The sequence below is a fragment of the Pseudomonas sp. ZL2 genome, from assembly GCF_054788455.1.
The window spans coordinates 266,541-284,475 of the sequence record NZ_JBGOGX010000001.1 but is presented as its reverse complement, the minus strand read 5'-3'; the positions used below and the strand labels follow the sequence as shown (position 1 = coordinate 284,475).

The window sequence follows — 17,935 nt, the reverse complement described above, 5'->3', positions numbered from 1 at the left end:
CGGAGCCTTAGATCAGTTGCTTTGCAACCGGTCGCCGCGGGCGAAACGCCAGGTACGGATGATCTCCAGCCGGTCGATATCGGCCAGGTCGCCGGTGAACGGCGCGAACGGCGCAGCCAGGCGCACGATGCGCTGGGCAGCCTGGTCGAGCAGGGGCTGGCCGGAGGACTCCAGCACCAGCACTTCATACAGCGAGCCGTCGCGGTTGATCGACACCATCAGCCGCAAGCTGCCGTAGATCTGCTGGCGCCGGGCTTCGTCGGGGTAGTTGAGGTTGCCGATGCGCTCGACCTTCTTGCGCCACTCGTCCTTGTACCAGGCGCCCTTGTCGCGCATGGTCGAGGCGGCGTTGAGGCGGTGGATGCGCGGACGCTTGGCATACAACTGCTGCTCATGGGACAGCTCGGCCTCGAGGCTGGCGATCTGGCTGGACAGCTGTGAGCTGTCAAAATCCGGGGTCGCAGTCTGGGGTTTGGGCTGCGGCTTGGTTTCCTTGGGCCGGGTCTCGACTTTTTCCGGCTTCGGTGCCTTGGTCGCTACCACGGCTTTAGGCGGCGTCGGTTGCGGCTGCACTTCAGGCTTGGCTGCCGGAGGCGGTGTGACCTTGTTGATCTTGCTGTCCTGGAAGGGCGCCACTTCGGTGGTTTTCGGCACCGCTTTCTTGTCCAGGGTGCCACTGCCTTGCTGGTTGTCCTGGGCCAGGTAGTCAGCCTTCTGCGGCGCTTTTTCGCTCTTGAAGGTGGCCAGGGTAATTTCCATGGTCCGGCGGATTTCTTCGGGCTTGGCGAAGGTGAAACCGACGCCGAGGATCAGCACCAGGTGCAGCAGCGCCGCCAGGAACAGGGTAAAGCCCAGGCGATCCACCGGGCGTACGCGGGGTGGAGAGAAGTCGGCAGGGATGTCAGCAGGAAGCGTCATCAGGTATCCAGCAACTGCAAAAACCGGGGAAAACCGGCAGAGCAGGTGCCCAGGTCATAAAAAAACGACTGGCATGATACCCCACTCTGCGCGGTTGCTCCGCGTCGGCTGTCAGCGCGCCTTGAGCTTGCGATCAATGGCATCCATCAACTGCACGCCGATCTGGGTGCCGAAGGCATTGTCGATCTCGCGGATGCAGGTCGGGCTGGTGACGTTGATTTCGGTCAGGTGCTCGCCGATCACGTCCAGGCCGACGAACAGCAGGCCCTTCTCGCGCAGGGTCGGGCCGACCTGTTCGGCGATCCAGCGGTCGCGGTCGGTCAGCGGGCGGGCTTCGCCACGGCCGCCGGCGGCGAGGTTGCCACGGGTTTCGCCCGAAGCCGGGATGCGCGCCAGGCAGTAAGGCACCGGCTCGCCGTCGATCATCAGGATGCGCTTGTCGCCGTCCTTGATGGCCGGCAGGTAGCCTTGCGCCATGATTTGCTGGGTGCCGTTGCCGGTCAGGGTCTCGAGGATTACCGAGAGGTTCGGATCGCCCGGTCGATGGCGGAAGATCGAGGTGCCGCCCATGCCGTCCAGCGGCTTGAGGATGGTGTCGCCCTGCTGGTTGACGAATTCACGCAGGATGTCGGCGCGGCGGCTGACCAGGGTCGGCGGCGTGCACTGCGGGAACAGCGTGGCGAAGAGTTTTTCGTTGCAGTCGCGCAGGCTCTGCGGACGGTTGACCACCAGCACGCCGGCGGCTTCGGCCTGTTCCAGCAAGTAGGTGCTGTAGACGAATTCCATGTCGAACGGCGGATCCTTGCGCATCAGGATCACGTCCAGCTCGCTCAGGGCGCTGTCTTGTTCGGCTTCCAGCTCGAACCAGTGCTCCGGGTCGGCGAAGACTTTCAGCGGGCGCATGCGCGCGCGGGCTTGGCCGGCGCCCTGGTAGAGGTCCTGCTGCTCCATGTAGAACAGCGACCAGCCGCGCTCCTGGGCGGCCAGCAACATGGCCAGCGAACTATCCTTTTTATAGGAAATGCGCGCAATGGGGTCCATGACAATCCCGAGGCGAACGCTCATGGGCTAAATCCTCTCAGCGGCAATGGGCCGCATTGGCTCGAACGAAAAGTGGCGTCAGGGTGGCGCTCACAGCGCTGGCGGTCAAGGGAAAAACGCATCCTGGGCGGTGCTGCGGCGGGCGTCGGCGCGGGCCGATGGAATGCACCCCCCAGAGTGTGCTAAAAAGGCCTGGCACGTGGCCTGCACGGCCGTCTCCAGCTGCAAGCCACAAGGCATAAGCCACAAGAAAAAGCACGCCGCGTTCACCCTGCTTTTTCTTGCCGCTTGAAACTTGTAGCCTGCCGCTCATAGCGAGCAGCGATGGTAGAGCAATTATGGAACAGCCCGGCGCGGCATTGAAGGTGATGGTGATCGACGACTCCAAGACGATTCGCCGCACCGCCCAGATATTGCTCAGCGAAGCAGGATGTGAGGTCATCACGGCCATCGACGGTTTCGATGCCCTGGCCAAGATCATCGACCACCAGCCGCAGATCATTTTCGTCGACGTGCTGATGCCGCGTCTGGACGGCTACCAGACCTGCGCCCTGATCAAGCAGAACAGCACCTTCAAGGACACGCCGGTGATTCTCCTGTCGTCCCGCGATGGCCTGTTCGACAAGGCCCGTGGCCGCGTCGTCGGATCTGATCAATTTTTGACCAAGCCTTTCAGCAAGGAAGAACTGCTGGACGCAATCAAGGCCCATGTGCCCGGATTCGCCGCAGAAGAACAACACGCACCCTGACGCTGCGCCGCCGCAGGCGTCTATTCCTTCATGGGGAACAGCATGGCCCGAGTTCTGATCGTCGACGATTCGCCGACCGAAATGTACAAACTGACCGGTATGCTCGAAAAACACGGGCATGAAGTGCTCAAGGCCGAAAACGGCGCCGATGGCGTGGCCCTGGCCCGCCACGAAAAGCCCGATGCGGTACTGATGGACATCGTCATGCCCGGGGTCAACGGCTTCCAGGCCACTCGCCAGTTGAGCAAAGACCCGGAAACCGCGCACATCCCGGTGATCATCGTCACCACCAAGGACCAGGAGACCGACAAGGTCTGGGGCCAGCGCCAGGGCGCCAAGGACTACCTGACCAAGCCGGTGGACGAAGACACCCTGATCAAGAAACTCAACGACGTGCTCAAAGGTTGACCACCCGGCCCATGGGCGAGTCGCTGACGGCCTTCGAGCTGCTGCTGGACATCGACCGGCGCTGCCGGCTGCTGGCCGCCGACCTGCCGTTGCAGGAAACCCGCCTGCAGAGCTGGAGCGGCATCGGCTTTCGCATCGCCGAGCAATGGTTCGTCGCGCCCATGGGCGAAGTCGCCGAAGTGCTGCACGAGCCGCGCCTGAGCCGCATCCCCGGGGTCAAGCCGTGGGTCAGCGGGGTGGCCAACCTGCGTGGCCGGCTGCTGCCGGTGATGGACCTCTGCGGCTTTTTCGGCCTGGGCCTGTCGGCCCCGCGCAAGCAGCGGCGGGTGCTGGTGCTTGACCACGACGAGCTGTTTGCCGGCTTGCTGGTCGATGAAGTGCTGGGCTTGCAGCATTTTCCGCTGCACAGCCTCGACCTGTCGCCGCCAACGCCGTTGCTCAGCGCTGCCGCGCCCTTTGTTCAGGGGCATTTTCAGCGTGAGCGCAGCTGGGCGATCTTCAGCCCCTTCGCCCTGGCCCAGGCGCCGGGTTTCCTCGACGTCGCGCTGTAAAGGAATGCCACCTCCGTGACCACGACCAAGACGGCTCCATCGACCCAGGGTTCCCGCAGCAGCGCGCAGATCGCGGCGCTGTTCGTGGTGCTGATCCTGTCGATCATCCTGCTGTTCGCCAACTTCGCCTACCTCAACACCCAGGCCAACTACGACAAGCAGTACATCGGCCATGCCGGTGAACTGCGGGTGCTGTCCCAGCGCATCGCCAAGAACGCCACTGAAGCGGCGGCCGGCAAGGCCGTGGCTTTCCGCCTGTTGAGCGAGGCGCGCAACGACTTCGAGCAGCGCTGGGGCTACCTGAAAAAAGGCGATGCCAGCACCGGCCTGCCCGCCGCGCCGCCGGCGGTGCGCAAGGAAATGGACGCCGTGCTGCGCGACTGGGAAAACCTGCGCAAGAACAGCGACGCGATTCTTGCCAGTGAGCAGACCGTGCTGTCGTTGCACCAGGTCGCCGCGACCCTGGCTGAAACCGTGCCGCAGTTGCAGGTGGAGTACGAGAAGGTCGTCGAGATTCTGCTGCAGAGCGGCGCCCCGGCCAGTCAGGTCGCCGTGGCCCAGCGTCAGTCGCTGCTGGCCGAACGTATTCTCGGCTCGGTCAACACCGTACTGGCCGGGGATGAGACCGCCGTGCAGGCCGCGGATGCCTTCGGCCGCGACGCCAGCCGTTTTGGCCAGGTGCTCGAAGCCATGCTTGGCGGTAACGAGGCGATCCAGGTTACCCGCGTGCAGGACCCGGACGCCCGCGCGCGGCTGGCCGAGATCGCCGAGCTGTTTCAGTTCGTCGCCGGCTCCGTGGACGAAATCCTCGAAACCTCGCCTGAACTGTTCCGTGTGCGCGAAGCCGCCGGGAGCATCTTCGGCCTGTCGCAAACCCTGCTCGATGAAGCCTCGCGCCTGGCCACCGGTTTCGAGAACCTGGCCAACGGCCGAACCCTGGATACTGTCGGCGGCTACGTGCTGGGCTTGCTGGCGCTGGCCTCGATCATCCTTATCGGCCTGGTGATGGTGCGTACCACGCACCGGCAACTGCGCGAAACCGGCGAAAAGAATGAACGCAACCAGCAGGCAATCATGCGCCTGCTCGACGAAATCGAAGACCTCGCCGATGGCGACCTGACCGTGACGGTCTCGGTGACCGAGGACTTCACCGGCGCCATCGCCGATTCGATCAATTATTCCATTGACCAACTGCGCGACCTGGTGGCGACCATCAACCTCAGCGCCGAGGAAGTCGCCGCCGCCGTGCAGGACACCCAGAACACCGCGCGTCAGCTGGCCAAGGCCTCCGAGCACCAGGCCCAGCAGATCAGCGATGCCTCGGTGGCGGTGGGCGACATGGCCGAGTCCATCGACCGGGTGTCTACCCACGCCTATGAGTCGGCGAAGGTGGCCGAGCGTTCGGTCGCTATCGCCAACAAGGGCAACGAGGTGGTGCACAACACCATCAACGGCATGGACAACATCCGCGAACAAATCCAGGACACCGCCAAACGGATCAAGCGCCTGGGCGAGTCGTCCCAGGAGATCGGCGATATCGTCAGCCTGATCGACGACATTGCTGATCAGACCAACATCCTTGCCCTCAACGCGGCGATCCAGGCCTCGCTGGCCGGGGAAGCCGGGCGCGGCTTTGCCGTGGTTGCCGACGAAGTACAACGCTTGGCCGAGCGCTCGTCGTCGGCCACGCGCCAGATCGAAGCGCTGGTGCGCACCATCCAGGCCGACACCAACGAGGCGGTGATCTCCATGGAGCAGACCACTGCCGAAGTGGTGCGCGGTGCGCGTCTGGCCCAGGATGCCGGGGTCGCCCTGGCCGAAATCGAAGGCGTGTCGCAGACCCTCGCCGACCTGATTCACAGCATCTCCGATGCCGCCCAGCTGCAGACCTCTTCGGCCGGGCAGATCTCGCATACCATGGCGGTGATCCAGCAGATCACCTCGCAAACCTCGGCCGGCTCTACCGCCACCGCCGAGAGCATCGGCAACCTGGCGCGCATGGCCAGTGAAATGCGCCGCTCGGTGTCCGGCTTTACCCTGCCGCCGACGTCGCCGCGTTGAGGGCATCATGGTGATGGGAGCAGTTATGGCGGATCGGCACGATACGGTGGCGCTGGCCTGGGTCAAAGGGGCGATTGCCGATTGCCTGGGCCAGGCGCGCCTGACCCTTGAACACTTCGCCGCCGAGCCCGGGGACGAAGCCGTGCTCGACGGTTTCGTCGAACAGCTGCATCAGGTGCGTGGCTGCCTGCTGATGCTCGAACTCAGCGGCGCGGCCCTGCTCGCCGAAGAAATGGAACAACTGGGCCTGGCCTTGCGTCAGGGCCGCGCCAGCCAGCGCGGTGAAGCGCTGGGCGCGCTGTTTCGCGGCCTGGAGCAGCTGCCGCTGTACCTTGAGCGCCTGCGCAGCGCCCGCCGCGACCTGCCGCTGGTGGTGCTGCCGGTGCTCAACCAGTTGCGCGCCGAGCGCGGCGCCCAGGCCCTGGCGCAGGACAGCCTGCTAGCCAGCAGCCCCGCCGACGCCGAGGAGCTGGCCAACCTCGACCTGTACCTGGGCACCTGGCGCGATCGCCTGCAGGCCGGACCTGACCGCGATGCCTTGCGCTCCGTTGTCGCCGCCCTGTGCGAAGACCTCAAGCGGGTCAAGGAGCGCCTCGACCAGTTCGTGCGCGGGGATCGCCAGCAACTGGATGAACTGGAGCCGCTGCTGGCGCCGTTACGGCAGATCGCCGATACCCTGGCAGTGCTCGGCTTTGGTCAGCCGCGGCGGGTGATCATCGATCAGGTGCTGGTGCTGCAAAGCCTGGCCCAGGGCCAACGTGAGCCGGCCGATGCGTTGTTGATGGATACTGCCGGCGCGCTGCTGTATGTCGAGGCAACCCTGGCCGGGATGGTCGGGCCGCTGGAGCAGAACAGCCAGAGTCCGCTACCGGGCACCGATCTGGCCGAGATTCGCCAGCTGGTGCTGGAAGAAACCTTTGCCGTGATGCAGCAGGTCAAGGACCTGATCGGCGATTGCCTCGACGCCGGCTGGCAGCCCCAGCGCCTGCAGCCGCTGCCGGGCTTGCTGCAACAGGTTCGTGGCGCCCTGGCGATGCTGATGCTGCCGCGCGCAGCGGCGTTGATCGGTCATTGCGGCGACTATGTGCATGAGCAACTGCTGGGCAGTGAAACCCTGACAGATCCTGCTGCCCTGACCGAACTGGCCGAGGCCCTGAGCGCCTGCGAGTGCTACCTGCAATGGCTGATTGCCGACCCCCAGGCCAATCCCTCGCGGTTCCTCGAGGCGGCTCAGCACAGCCTTGCTGCCTTGGGTTATCGCCTTGAGCCAGAACCTGCGGCGCTGGTAGTGCCTGCTGTAGTGGCGCCCGAAGAAACGCCGATCGATGACGAGTTGCGCGAGATATTCCTTGAAGAAGCCAACGAGCTGTTGCCGTTGCTCGATGAAATGTGGGCGCGCTGGCAAGCCGACGGCGCCGATCGCGACGCCCTGATCGAACTGCGCCGGGGCCTGCACACCCTCAAGGGCAGTGGGCGCATGGTTCGAGCGCAGGTCCTGGCAGAGCTGGCCTGGGCGGCAGAGCATTTTCTCAATCGAGTGCTGGAAGGCCGGGTAGAGATTGGTGATGCACCGCTGGCGGCGTTGCAGCAGGCCCTGAACAAGCTGCCAGCACTGCTCGGTGAGTTCGCCCAGGCCCTGGCGCCGGCCCATCCCGAGGTCGAACAACTGGCCGCGCACCTGCACGCACTGGCCATGAACGATCCGCACAGCGAGACCGAGGCCGACGAAGCCATCGACCCGCAACTGCTGGAGATATTCCGCAACGAGGCCCTGGGGCACCTGGACAGCCTCGAAGCCTTCTTGCACGAGGCCGACAAGCACCTGCCGCTGCCGGTCAGCGACACCCTGCAGCGTGCCCTGCACACGCTCAAGGGCAGTGCGGCGATGGCCGGGGTAGTGCCGATTGCCGAGCTGGCCGGTGCCCTGGACTTGCTCGCGCGTGAGTTCAAGGCTCATCAGCTGGCCTTCGATCTGGAGGAAATCTACCTCCTGGAAACTGCAGAGCCGCTGCTGCGCCGTGGCGTGCAGCAGTTATCAAGCACGCCGCTGGCAGCGATAGCCGGGGCGGCGATGCTGATTGACGATGTTCACCAGGTGGTCGATGCACGCCTGCAAGCGTTGCTCGATGCGCCGAGCCAGGGCCTGCGGGTCAAGCGCGACCCGCAACTGATTGCCAGCTTCCTGGCCCAGGGCATGGACATCCTGCTCGACGCCGAGTCGTTGCTGCTGCGCTGGCAGGAGCACCCGGGCGAGCGCCAGGAACTCAATGCCCTGCTCGATGAACTGACCACCCTCGGCCAGAGCGCGCACCTGGCCGACCTGTGGCAGGTGGATGAACTGTGTGAGGCCCTGCTCGATCTTTATGGGGCAGTGGAAGAAAGCAGCCTGGCGGTCAGCCCGCGATTCTTTAACGAGGCCCAGAGCGCACATGAAGCGCTGATCGACATGCTCGACCAGATCGCCGCCGGCCAGGAAGTCGACCCGCGCCCGGAACGTCTGCAGGCCCTGCGTGAACTGCTCGACGAAGGCCTCGACCCGTCGGCCATGGGCCTGGTCAGCAGCCAGGGCGGAGCCGTCACCGAGCTTGCCAGCGCCACCGCCGAACTGGCGGCCCAGGCTCCGGACTTAGCCATGGTCGAGCTGTTCCTCGATGAAGCCAGCGACATTCTCGACAGCGCCGACCAGGCCCTGGCGCGCTGGCTGCTGGATACCGACAACGCCTCGGCACTGTCGTCACTGGCCCGTGACCTGCAGACCCTCAAGGGCGGCGCGCAGATGGCTGCCATGGGTGCGTTCGAAGTGCTGGCGCAGGAGCTTGAACTGCTTTACGAGGGCCTGGTGGACCGACGCTTCAGCGCCGGTGCCGAGCTGTTTGCCCTGCTCAAGCGCAGCCATCAGCAATTGGCGCAGATGCTCGAACAATTGCAGCAAGGCCAGGTGCCCGCCGCCCAGGTCGAGCTGCTGGCGGCGCTGTGCGAGTTTCGTCATGACGCACCGCCGCCAACGCCAGTGGACAAGCCAGTCGAAGCGCAGCAGGACGCTGGCGACAAAGAGTTGCTGGAGATCTTCCTCGAAGAAAGCCTCGACCTGGTCGAAAGCTCCAGTGCGGCCTTGCTGCGCTGGCAGGCCGAGCCGCGCAATGGCGTCGAGGTGGAAAACCTGCTGCGTGACCTGCACACCCTCAAGGGTGGTGCGCGAATGGTCGAGATCGCCCCGATCGGCGACCTGGCCCACGAACTGGAATTTCTCTACGAGCTGCTCGCCGCCGGCCAGTTGCAGCCCAGCCCGGCGCTGTTCAGCCTGCTGCAGAACTGCCATGACCGCCTGGCCCACATGCTCGACGCCGTGCGCCTGCAACAGCCGCTGCACGCGGCCACGGCGCTGATCGACTACATCCGCAATTTCAGCAGCGCAGCACTGGCCGACACCGCCGCCAGCCAGGCGCACCCGGACACGGCACCGCCGGAGCTGCCGGTGACCGCGCCTGAACGTGGCGCTGGCGATATGGTCAAGGTGGCCTCGGAACTGCTCGATGATCTGGGCAACCTGGCCGGGGAGAACTCGATCATCCGTGGCCGCATCGAGCAGCAGGTCAACGATGCGCAAGTGGCCCTTAACGAGATGGAAACTACCCTGGAGCGCATGCGCGACCAGTTGCGCCGCCTGGATACCGAAACCCAGGGGCGCATCCTCAGCCGCCAGGCCGATGGCGACGGCCAGGCCTACGACGACTTCGACCCGCTGGAGATGGACCGCCATTCGCAACTGCAGCAGTTGTCGCGGGCGCTGTTCGAGTCGGCCTCCGACCTGCTTGACCTCAAGGAAACCTTGAGCGTACGCGCCCATGACGCGCAGAGCCTGTTGCAGCAGCAGGCGCGGGTCAACAGCGAACTGCAGGAAGGCCTGATGCGCACGCGCATGGTGCCGTTCGAGCGCCTGGTGCCGCGTTTGCAGCGGGTGGTGCGGCAGGTGTCCAGCGAGCTTGGCAAGCAGGTCGAACTGGTGATCGGCAATGCCGAGGGCGAGATGGACCGCAGTGTGCTGGAACGCATGATGGCGCCGCTTGAGCATATGCTGCGCAACGCCGTCGACCATGGCCTGGAGTCGCGTGAGGCGCGCCTGGCGGCCGGGAAGCCGGAGCAGGGGCTGATCTCGCTGAACCTGCTGCATGAGGGCGCCGATATCGTCATCGAGATGACCGACGACGGTGCCGGGGTGCCGCTGGAGGCCGTGCGGCGCAAGGCGATCAAACGCGGCCTGCTCGACCCTGCCGCCGTGCTCAGCGACCACGAGATCATGCAGTTCATCCTCCAGCCGGGGTTTTCCACTGCCGAGAAGATCACCCAGATTTCCGGGCGCGGCCTGGGCATGGACGTGGTCCATGAAGAGGTCAAGCAGCTTGGCGGTTCGATGATGATCGAGTCGAACCCGGGCAAGGGCGCGCGCTTCCTGATTCGCCTGCCGTTCACCGTGTCGATCAACCGGGGCTTGATGGTTCACTACGGTGACGAGCAGTACGCGATTCCGCTGAACACCATCGAAGGTATTGTCCGCGTGCCACCGGCTGAACTGGAAGCGTGTTACCAGCTCGACCCGCCGCACTACCAGTACGCTGGACACCGCTATGAGCTGCGCTACCTGGGCGAATTGCTGCAGGGCGCGACGCAACCAAAACTTTTGGGCCAGAGCCTGCCGCTGCCGGTGTTGCTGGTGCATTCCCATGATCAGCAATATGCCGTGCAGGTCGATGGCCTGGCGGCCAGCCGCGAGATCGTGGTCAAGAGCCTTGGGCCGCAGTTTGCTGCGGTCCAGGGGTTGTCCGGGGCGACTTTGCTGGGTGATGGCCGGGTGGTGCTGATTCTCGACTTGCTCGGTCAGTTACGCGGTTTGCAGCAGCAGTTGGTCCTGCACCACCGTGGCAGCGATGGTCAGCGTCGGGAAAACCTCGGCAGCGTGCCGGCGAGGCCGCTGCTGGTGATGGTGGTGGATGATTCGGTCACCGTGCGCAAGGTTACCGGGCGCCTGCTCGAACGCCACGGCATGAACGTGCTGACCGCCAAGGACGGGGTCGACGCCATGGCCCTGCTGCAGGAGCATCGTCCGGACATTCTCCTGCTGGACATCGAGATGCCGCGCATGGACGGCTTTGAAGTCGCCACGCAGATTCGCCACGATCCCAAGCTCAAGGACTTGCCGATCATCATGATCACTTCGCGTACCGGCCAGAAACACCGCGACCGGGCCATGGCCATTGGCGTCAACGACTACCTGGGCAAACCCTATCAGGAATCGGTACTGCTGCAGAGCATTGCCCAATGGAGTCGCCGCGATGCTTGAGCAGCCCGCCCGGCATAACCGGCGCAGCAGCCTGACCGGCTTGCTGTTGTCCTTGAGCGACCGCTGTCTGGTGCTGCCCAATGTTGCCGTAGCCGAGCTGATCGGCTTTCAGCCCGGCAGCCCGGCGCTGGAGCCGCCTGAGTGGTTGCTTGGCTGGATCGACTGGCGTGGCCAGCGCTTGCCGCTGCTCAGCTTCGAGTCGGCCTGCGGTGGTCAGCTACAGGTTGGCGAACGGGCGCGGATCGTCGTGCTCAATGCTCTGGGCAGCAGCCCGTTGCGCTTTGTTGCCTTGCTGGTGCAGGGCATCCCGCGTTCGTGCAAGCTCGACAGCCAGCTCAATTATGTCGATGTACCGCTGGCAAGCCTGGAACTGGCGGCGGTGCAGGTAGGCGAGCAGGTGGCGCGGGTGCCGGACTTGCCCGCACTGGAGCAATTGTTGGTGGACGCAGGGGTGGTTTGAAACATTTGCCTGTGTAGGATGGAAGGCCTGTTTCTGGTCAGGAGGATCCTGCTGCATGTATCACGGTGAACGTTTCAATGCCTGGACCCATCTGGTCGGTGCCGTGCTGGCCTGCATCGGCGCCATCTGGTTGCTGGTGCTGGCAAGCCTGCAAGGCGACCCCTGGAAGATTGTCAGCCTGGCGATCTATGGCTTTACCCTGCTGTTGCTCTACAGCATCTCGACGCTTTATCACAGCGTACGCGGCAAGGCCAAAGTGATCATGCGCAAGCTCGATCACCTGTCGATCTACCTGTTGATTGCCGGCAGCTATACGCCGTTCTGCCTGGTCAGCCTGCGCGGCCCCTGGGGCTGGAGCCTGTTCGGGGTGGTCTGGGGGCTGGCGGTTATCGGCATGCTGCAAGAGATCAAGCCGCGCTCCGAAGCGCGGGTCCTGTCGATCATCATTTATGCACTGATGGGCTGGATCGTGCTGGTGGCGGTCAAGCCGCTGCTGGCCAGCCTCGGCGCCGCAGGCTTTGCCTGGCTGGCGGCCGGTGGTGCGTTCTACACCATCGGCATCATCTTCTTCGCCTACGACAGCCGCTTTCGCCATTGGCATGGCATCTGGCACCTGTTCGTGATTGCCGGCAGCCTGCTGCACTTCATCGCGGTGTTTTTCTACGTACTCTAGAAGTCGCCCCACAGCTGCTGGGCGACGGCCAGGGCCACCACCGGCGCGGTTTCGGTGCGCAGTACCCGCGGGCCCAGGCGCGCGGCATGGAAGCCGGCAGCCTTGGCCTGTTCGACTTCCGCTTCGCTGAGGCCACCCTCGGGGCCGATCAGAAAGGCCAGGGTGGCCGGCTGCTGATGGCTGACCATCGGTTCTGCGACCGGATGCAGGACCAGCTTGAGGTCCTGGTCGCAGGCCTTGAGCCAGTCGGCGAGCAGTTGCGGCGTGTGGATGATGGGCACGCTGGAGCGCCCGCACTGCTCGCAGGCGCTGATTGCCACCTGGCGCCAGTGAGCCAGGCGCTTGTCGGCGCGTTCATCCTTCAGGCGCACTTCGCAGCGCTCGCTGACGATCGGGGTGATGGCGCTGACGCCCAGCTCGGTGGCCTTCTGGATTGCCCAGTCCATGCGCTCGCCACGGGACAGGCCCTGGCCGAGGTGAACCTGCAGGCTTGAGTCGGCTTGCCCGGCGAAGGCTTCGTCGAGCTGCACACGCACGGATTTCTTGCCGACCTCGAGCAGGTGGCCGCGAAACTCCTGGCCACTGCCATCGAACAGTTGCACGGCGTCGCCGACGGCCATGCGCAGCACGCGGCCGATGTAGTGGGCCTGGGCTTCGGGCAGGTCGTGGGCGCCGAGGCTCAGGGGGGCGTCGATGAAGAAGCGGGACAGTCTCATGTACTAACTCTAGAAAATAGGTGGGCAGTTCGGGCGCCATCGCTGGCAAGCCAGCTCCCACAGGATCGGTGAACTCTGTGGGAGCTGGCTTGCCAGCGATGCTTTTTTCTAGCCCGGATCGCGGAAGTCGGGATGGAAATCAGCCGGCACCGCCACACTGACGCTGCTGCTGGTGGCAATGTCGATGCCCTCGGTGGCCACCTCGGCGAGGAAGTCGATCTGCTCCGGGGTGATCACGTACGGCGGCAGGAAGTACACCACGCTGCCCAGCGGGCGCAGCAGGGCGCCACGGCCCAAGGCGTGCTCGAAGACCTTCAGGCCACGGCGTTCCTGCCACGGGTAGGCGGTTTTGCTGGCCTTGTCCTGAACCATCTCGATGGCCAGGGCCATGCCGGTCTGGCGCACTTCGGCGACATGCGGGTGGTCGACCAGGTGCGCGGTGGCGGATGCCATGCGCTGCGAGAGGGCCTTGTTGGCCTCGATGACATTGTCCTGCGCGAAGATATCCAGGGTCGCCAGTGCCGCAGCGCAGGCCAGCGGGTTGCCGGTGTAGCTGTGCGAGTGGAGGAAGGCGCGCAGGGTCGGGTAATCGTCGTAGAAGGCGCTGTACACCTCGTTGGTGGTCAGGCAGGCGGCCAGCGGCAGGTAGCCGCCGGTCAGGGCCTTGGACAGGCACAGGAAGTCCGGGCGGATGCCGGCCTGTTCGCAGGCGAACATCGTCCCGGTGCGGCCAAAGCCCACGGCGATTTCGTCGTGGATCAGGTGCACGCCATAGCGGTCACAGGCCTCGCGCAGCAGCTTGAGGTACACCGGGTGGTACATGCGCATGCCGCCAGCGCCCTGGATCAACGGCTCGACGATGACCGCCGCGACCGTGGCGTGGTGTTCGGCCAGGGTCTGTTCCATGGCCGCGAACAGGTTGCGTGAGTGTTCCTCCCAGCCCATGCCTTCGGGGCGCAGGTAGCAGTCCGGGCTCGGCACCTTGATGGTGTCGAGCAGCAGTGCCTTGTAGGTCTCGGTGAACAGTGGCACATCGCCGACCGACATCGCCGCGATGGTTTCGCCGTGGTAGCTGTTGCTCAGGGTGACGAAGCGCTTTTTCTCCGGCTGACCCTTGTTCAGCCAGTAGTGGAAGCTCATTTTCAGCGCCACTTCGATGCAGGACGAACCGTTATCGGCGTAGAACACCCGATCCAGGCCTTCAGGGGTGATCTGCACCAGACGCTCGGACAACTCGATCACCGGCTGATGACTGAAACCGGCGAGGATCACGTGCTCGAGCTGGTCGACCTGGTCCTTGATACGCTGGTTGATGCGTGGGTTGGCATGGCCGAAGACGTTGACCCACCAGGAGCTGACGGCATCGAGATAGCGCTTGCCTTCGAAGTCTTCCAGCCACACGCCTTCGCCACGCTTGATCGGAATCAGCGGCAGTTTTTCGTGGTCTTTCATCTGGGTGCAGGGGTGCCACAGGACCTTGAGGTCACGTTGCATCCACTGTTGGTTGAGGCCCATTTCGATTCTCCTGGCGACGGCGGCTCGGACATGCCGCGCAAGCCTATGCAATGCGTCGGTCGAGAACAACCCATGCGCTGCAATCTGGGTGCGGGCGTTGCTGGCGGGGGCGCTTGGCGTGGCGTATCCTTCGGCTATTCTTTCTGGGGGGATCCCCCCAAACACTTCTGCTTTTATCCGGAGTTCGCCAAATGTCTGCTGGTTGGCTGCGCGCCTGTGCGCTGGTAATGATAGGACTGTTCAGCGGCGCTGCGCTGGCCAAGGACAAGGCCCCGACGGCAATCGTCGTCGGTGGCGGTCTGGCCGGCCTGACAGCCGCCTATGAGTTGCAGAACAAGGGCTGGCAGGTGACCCTGCTGGAAGCCAAGACCGGCATGGGCGGGCGCTCGGGCCTGGCGACCAGCGAATGGATCGGCAACAGCAAGGCCCAGCCGGTGCTCAACCAGTACCTGGACACCTTCAAACTCAGCACCTTGCCGGCACCGGAGTTCGTGCGGACCCCGGGTTACCTGATCGACGGCGAGTATTTCAGCGCTGCCGACCTCACCACCAAGCAACCGGCCACCGCCGAGGCGCTCAAGCGTTATGAGAAGACCCTCGACGACCTGGCGCGTTCGATCGACGATCCGCTGAACCCGGCGGCCAACAGCACCCTGTTTGCCCTCGACCAGCTCAACGTCTCCGGCTGGCTCGACAAGCTGCAGTTGCCGGCCACCGCACGCCAGTTGGTCAATCAGCAGATCCGTACCCGCTACGACGAGCCGTCGCGCCTGTCGCTGCTCTATTTCGCCCAGCAGACCCGCGTCTACCGTGGTGTCAGCGACCGTGACCTGCGCGCCGCGCGCCTGCCAGGCGGCAGCCCGGTACTGGCCCAGGCCTTCGTCAAGCAACTCAAGACCATCAAGACCCAATCGCCGGTCAGCGCCATCATCCAGGACAAGGACGGCGTCACCGTCAAGGTCGGTAGCGTTGGTTACCAGGCCGATTACGTGGTGCTGGCCGTGCCGCTGCGCGCCCTGTCGAAGATCCAGATGACCCCGGGCCTGGACACCAAGCACCTGGCCGCTCTCAAGGGCACCAACTACGGCTGGCGCGACCAGCTGATGCTCAAGTTCAAGACGCCGGTATGGGAAAGCCGCGCGCGGATGTCCGGCGAGATCTACAGCAACACTGGCCTGGGCATGCTCTGGATCGAGCCTGCGCTCAAGGGTGGCGCCAACGTGGTGATCAACCTGTCCGGCGACAACGCGCGTCTGCTGCAAGCCTTTGGCGACAAACAGATGGTCGACCAGGTGCTGATCCGCCTGCACGCCTTCTACCCGCAGGCCCGTGGCGCCTTCACCGGCTACGAAGTGCGCCGTTACAGCACCGACGTCGGTACCGGCGGCGCGTATCTCGCCTATGGCCCGGGCCAGATCAGCAAGTACTGGCGCCTGTGGGAGCGTCCTGTGCAGCGTATTGCCTTTGCTGGCGAACACACCGATGCGATGCACCCGGGGACCCTCGAAGGCGCCCTGCGCAGTGGCCAGCGTGCTGCCAGCCAGGTCCAGGATCTGGCGGCCGGCAAGTCGTTCGAACCGGCCAAGGCTGTTGCCGCTACGGCCGCTGCAGGCACCGCTGCTGCGGCGGCGAGCAAGGGCAACTTCTTCAGCAACCTGTTCAGCGGTTCTTCCGACAAGACGGCCAAGGCCGAGGAGCCGGTGAAGAAGGAAGAGGGCAAGCCTGGCTTCTTCAAGCGCATGTTCGGTGGCGATGACAAACCGGCCCCTGCGGCCAAGCCTGCCGACGTGGCACCGACCTCAGCCCCGGTAGATGCACCAGCACCTGCGGTGGCACCGGTAGCCAAGGAAGAGCCGGCCAAGGCGCCGGTGAAAGCGGCCCCGGCCAAACCTGCGGCCAAGCAGGCACCGGCGAAAAAGCCGGTGGCCAAGGCCCAGCAGCCGAAGAAGACTGCAGCCAAGGCTGCGCCCGCGAAGAAAGCCGCCGCCAAGGCGGAGCCGGTGAAAAAGCCGCTGGCCAATACCCAGGCCAAGGCGCAGTAATGCGCTGACTTCATCGCCGGCAAGGCCGGCTCCCACAGGGTTAAGCACACACCGAACCCGTGGGAGCCGGCCTTGCCGGCGACGGGCCGCGCGGCGGCCCCCAGACCCAACGGGGCTTCCCTTCCCACGTGGTTAATGTTTCCTTAATGGCTCCGCTTCATACTAAAGATCGTATTTCTCGATATTTCAAAGCGAAATTTTCCGCTTTAAATCGATAGATAACTCGTTAGTCTTGAGCACAGTTCTTACAGGGAAACACGGCAATGCAACTGCGCAATTCACCTTCTCGTTATGGCTTTGTCAGCATCGTCCTGCACTGGGGTGTTGCTCTGGCTGTATTCGGCCTGTTCGGCCTGGGCCTGTGGATGATGGGCCTGGACTACTACAGCCCATGGCGCAAAGACGCTCCCGACCTGCACAAAAGCATCGGTCTGGTACTGCTGGGTGTAATGCTGCTGCGTGTGCTCTGGCGCTTTATCAGCCCGCCGCCACCGGCACCGGTCAGCCACGGCTCGCTTACCCGCCTGGCCTCCAAGGCCGGCCACGGCCTACTGTACCTGGGGCTGTTCGCGGTGATGATTGCCGGCTACCTGATTTCTACCGCCGATGGCGTCGGCATCCCGGTGTTCGGTCTTTTCGAAGTGCCAGCGCTGGTCAGCAACCTGCCCGACCAGGCCGACGTCGCCGGCGAGATCCATTTCTACCTGGCCTGGGGGCTGGTGATTTTTGCCGGACTGCACGGCCTGGCAGCCCTGAAACACCACTTTATCGACCGTGACGCGACCCTGATCCGCATGCTGGGCCGCAAAGCTTGATGTTCAACCTCAACTCCAAAGGGATATAGACGCATGTTGAAAAAGACTTTTGCCGCTCTGGCGCTCGGTACCGCACTGCTCTCGGCCGGCCAAGCCATGGCAGCAGACTACAAGATCGACAAGGAAGGCCAGCACGCCTTCGTTGACTGGAAGATCAGCCACCTGGGTTACAGCTTCATCCACGGTACCTTCAAGGATTTCGATGGTTCCTTCAGCTGGGATGCCACCAAGCCTGAAGCCAGCAAGATCGCTGTCGACCTGAAAACCGCTAGCCTGTGGTCGAACCACGCCGAGCGTGACAAGCACATCGCCAGCAAAGACTTCCTCGATGTGAGCAAATTCCCAGAAGCCAAGTTCGTCTCCACCAGCGTCAAATCGACCGGCGAGAAAACCGCTGACGTGACCGGCGACCTGACCCTGCACGGCGTGACCAAGCCGGTGATCTTCAAGGCCACCTTCAACGGTGAAGGCAAGGATCCATGGGGCGGCGAGCGCGCTGGCTTCAACGCCACGACCAAGCTGAACCTGAACGATTTCGGCATCAAGGGCCCGGGTCCTTCTTCGCAGACCCTGGATCTGGACATCTCGATCGAAGGCATCAAGCAGAAGTAATTGCTGCGCAACAAACAAAAACGCCGCCCCTAGGGG

The 17,935-nt window shown here is 64.2% G+C and carries 14 protein-coding genes; 10 read left to right on the top strand and 4 right to left on the bottom strand.

Annotation, left to right across the window (positions count from 1 at the left end; translation table 11 throughout):
* Positions 1–12 precede the first annotated feature (12 nt).
* Positions 13–918, bottom strand: coding sequence for an energy transducer TonB (locus ABM562_RS01240; protein ID WP_134064604.1), 906 nt, complete (start codon positions 916–918; stop codon positions 13–15).
* Positions 919–1,029: 111 nt separating this feature from the next.
* Positions 1,030–1,983: a glutathione synthase gene (gene gshB / locus ABM562_RS01235; protein ID WP_115089246.1), complete on the bottom strand. Its 954-nt coding sequence runs from the start codon at positions 1,981–1,983 to the stop codon at positions 1,030–1,032.
* 314 nt (positions 1,984–2,297) lie between these two features.
* Between gshB and pilG the strand changes: the two genes are divergently transcribed.
* Genes pilG through trhA form a run of 7 tightly spaced genes read left to right on the top strand, consistent with a single transcriptional unit; the run spans position 2,298 to position 12,199 of the window.
* Complete coding sequence (gene pilG, locus ABM562_RS01230; RefSeq protein WP_010221498.1) at positions 2,298–2,708, top strand: twitching motility response regulator PilG; 411 nt, start codon at positions 2,298–2,300, stop codon at positions 2,706–2,708.
* A 42-nt stretch (positions 2,709–2,750) separates the two neighbouring features.
* A complete protein-coding gene (gene pilH / locus ABM562_RS01225) occupies positions 2,751–3,116 on the top strand; it encodes a twitching motility response regulator PilH (RefSeq protein ID WP_045193983.1) in 366 nt (121 codons plus the stop codon).
* Complete coding sequence (locus tag ABM562_RS01220) at positions 3,113–3,667, top strand: chemotaxis protein CheW (RefSeq protein WP_115089245.1); 555 nt, start codon at positions 3,113–3,115, stop codon at positions 3,665–3,667. The genes pilH and ABM562_RS01220 overlap by 4 nt, the downstream gene beginning before the upstream one ends.
* Positions 3,668–3,682: 15 nt before the next feature.
* Positions 3,683–5,728 carry a methyl-accepting chemotaxis protein gene (locus ABM562_RS01215; protein ID WP_115089244.1) on the top strand — a complete coding sequence of 682 codons (2,046 nt, stop codon included), beginning with the start codon at positions 3,683–3,685 and terminating at the stop codon, positions 5,726–5,728.
* A gap of 25 nt (positions 5,729–5,753) precedes the next feature.
* Complete coding sequence (locus ABM562_RS01210) at positions 5,754–11,066, top strand: Hpt domain-containing protein (RefSeq protein WP_460420529.1); 5,313 nt, start codon at positions 5,754–5,756, stop codon at positions 11,064–11,066.
* Positions 11,059–11,526, top strand: a complete 468-nt coding sequence (locus tag ABM562_RS01205) for a chemotaxis protein CheW (protein ID WP_115089242.1) — start codon at positions 11,059–11,061, stop codon at positions 11,524–11,526. Before ABM562_RS01210 ends, ABM562_RS01205 begins: the two co-directional genes overlap by 8 nt.
* A gap of 55 nt (positions 11,527–11,581) precedes the next feature.
* Positions 11,582–12,199 carry a PAQR family membrane homeostasis protein TrhA gene (trhA, locus tag ABM562_RS01200; protein ID WP_460420527.1) on the top strand — a complete coding sequence of 206 codons (618 nt, stop codon included), beginning with the start codon at positions 11,582–11,584 and terminating at the stop codon, positions 12,197–12,199.
* Here the strand turns inward: trhA and ABM562_RS01195 are convergent.
* Both ABM562_RS01195 and ABM562_RS01190 read right to left on the bottom strand, forming a co-directional pair.
* On the bottom strand, positions 12,196–12,915 hold the full coding sequence (locus ABM562_RS01195) for a 16S rRNA (uracil(1498)-N(3))-methyltransferase (RefSeq protein WP_115089240.1): 720 nt from the start codon (positions 12,913–12,915) through the stop codon (positions 12,196–12,198). The genes trhA and ABM562_RS01195 overlap by 4 nt on opposite strands.
* Before the next feature lie 108 nt (positions 12,916–13,023).
* The gene (locus ABM562_RS01190; RefSeq protein ID WP_115089239.1) at positions 13,024–14,430 is read right to left on the bottom strand and encodes an adenosylmethionine--8-amino-7-oxononanoate transaminase; all 1,407 of its coding nucleotides are present in this window, start codon (positions 14,428–14,430) and stop codon (positions 13,024–13,026) included.
* 191 nt (positions 14,431–14,621) lie between these two features.
* On the opposite strand from ABM562_RS01190, the gene ABM562_RS01185 reads away from it, so the two are divergent.
* The 3 genes from ABM562_RS01185 (at position 14,622) to ABM562_RS01175 (ending at position 17,899) form a co-directional block, all read left to right on the top strand.
* The gene (locus ABM562_RS01185; RefSeq protein ID WP_115089238.1) at positions 14,622–16,472 is read left to right on the top strand and encodes a flavin monoamine oxidase family protein; all 1,851 of its coding nucleotides are present in this window, start codon (positions 14,622–14,624) and stop codon (positions 16,470–16,472) included.
* 263 nt (positions 16,473–16,735) lie between these two features.
* On the top strand, positions 16,736–17,287 hold the full coding sequence (locus ABM562_RS01180) for a cytochrome b (protein ID WP_134064596.1): 552 nt from the start codon (positions 16,736–16,738) through the stop codon (positions 17,285–17,287).
* 33 nt (positions 17,288–17,320) lie between these two features.
* On the top strand, positions 17,321–17,899 hold the full coding sequence (locus ABM562_RS01175; RefSeq protein WP_115089236.1) for a YceI family protein: 579 nt from the start codon (positions 17,321–17,323) through the stop codon (positions 17,897–17,899).
* Positions 17,900–17,935: the final 36 nt, after the last annotated feature.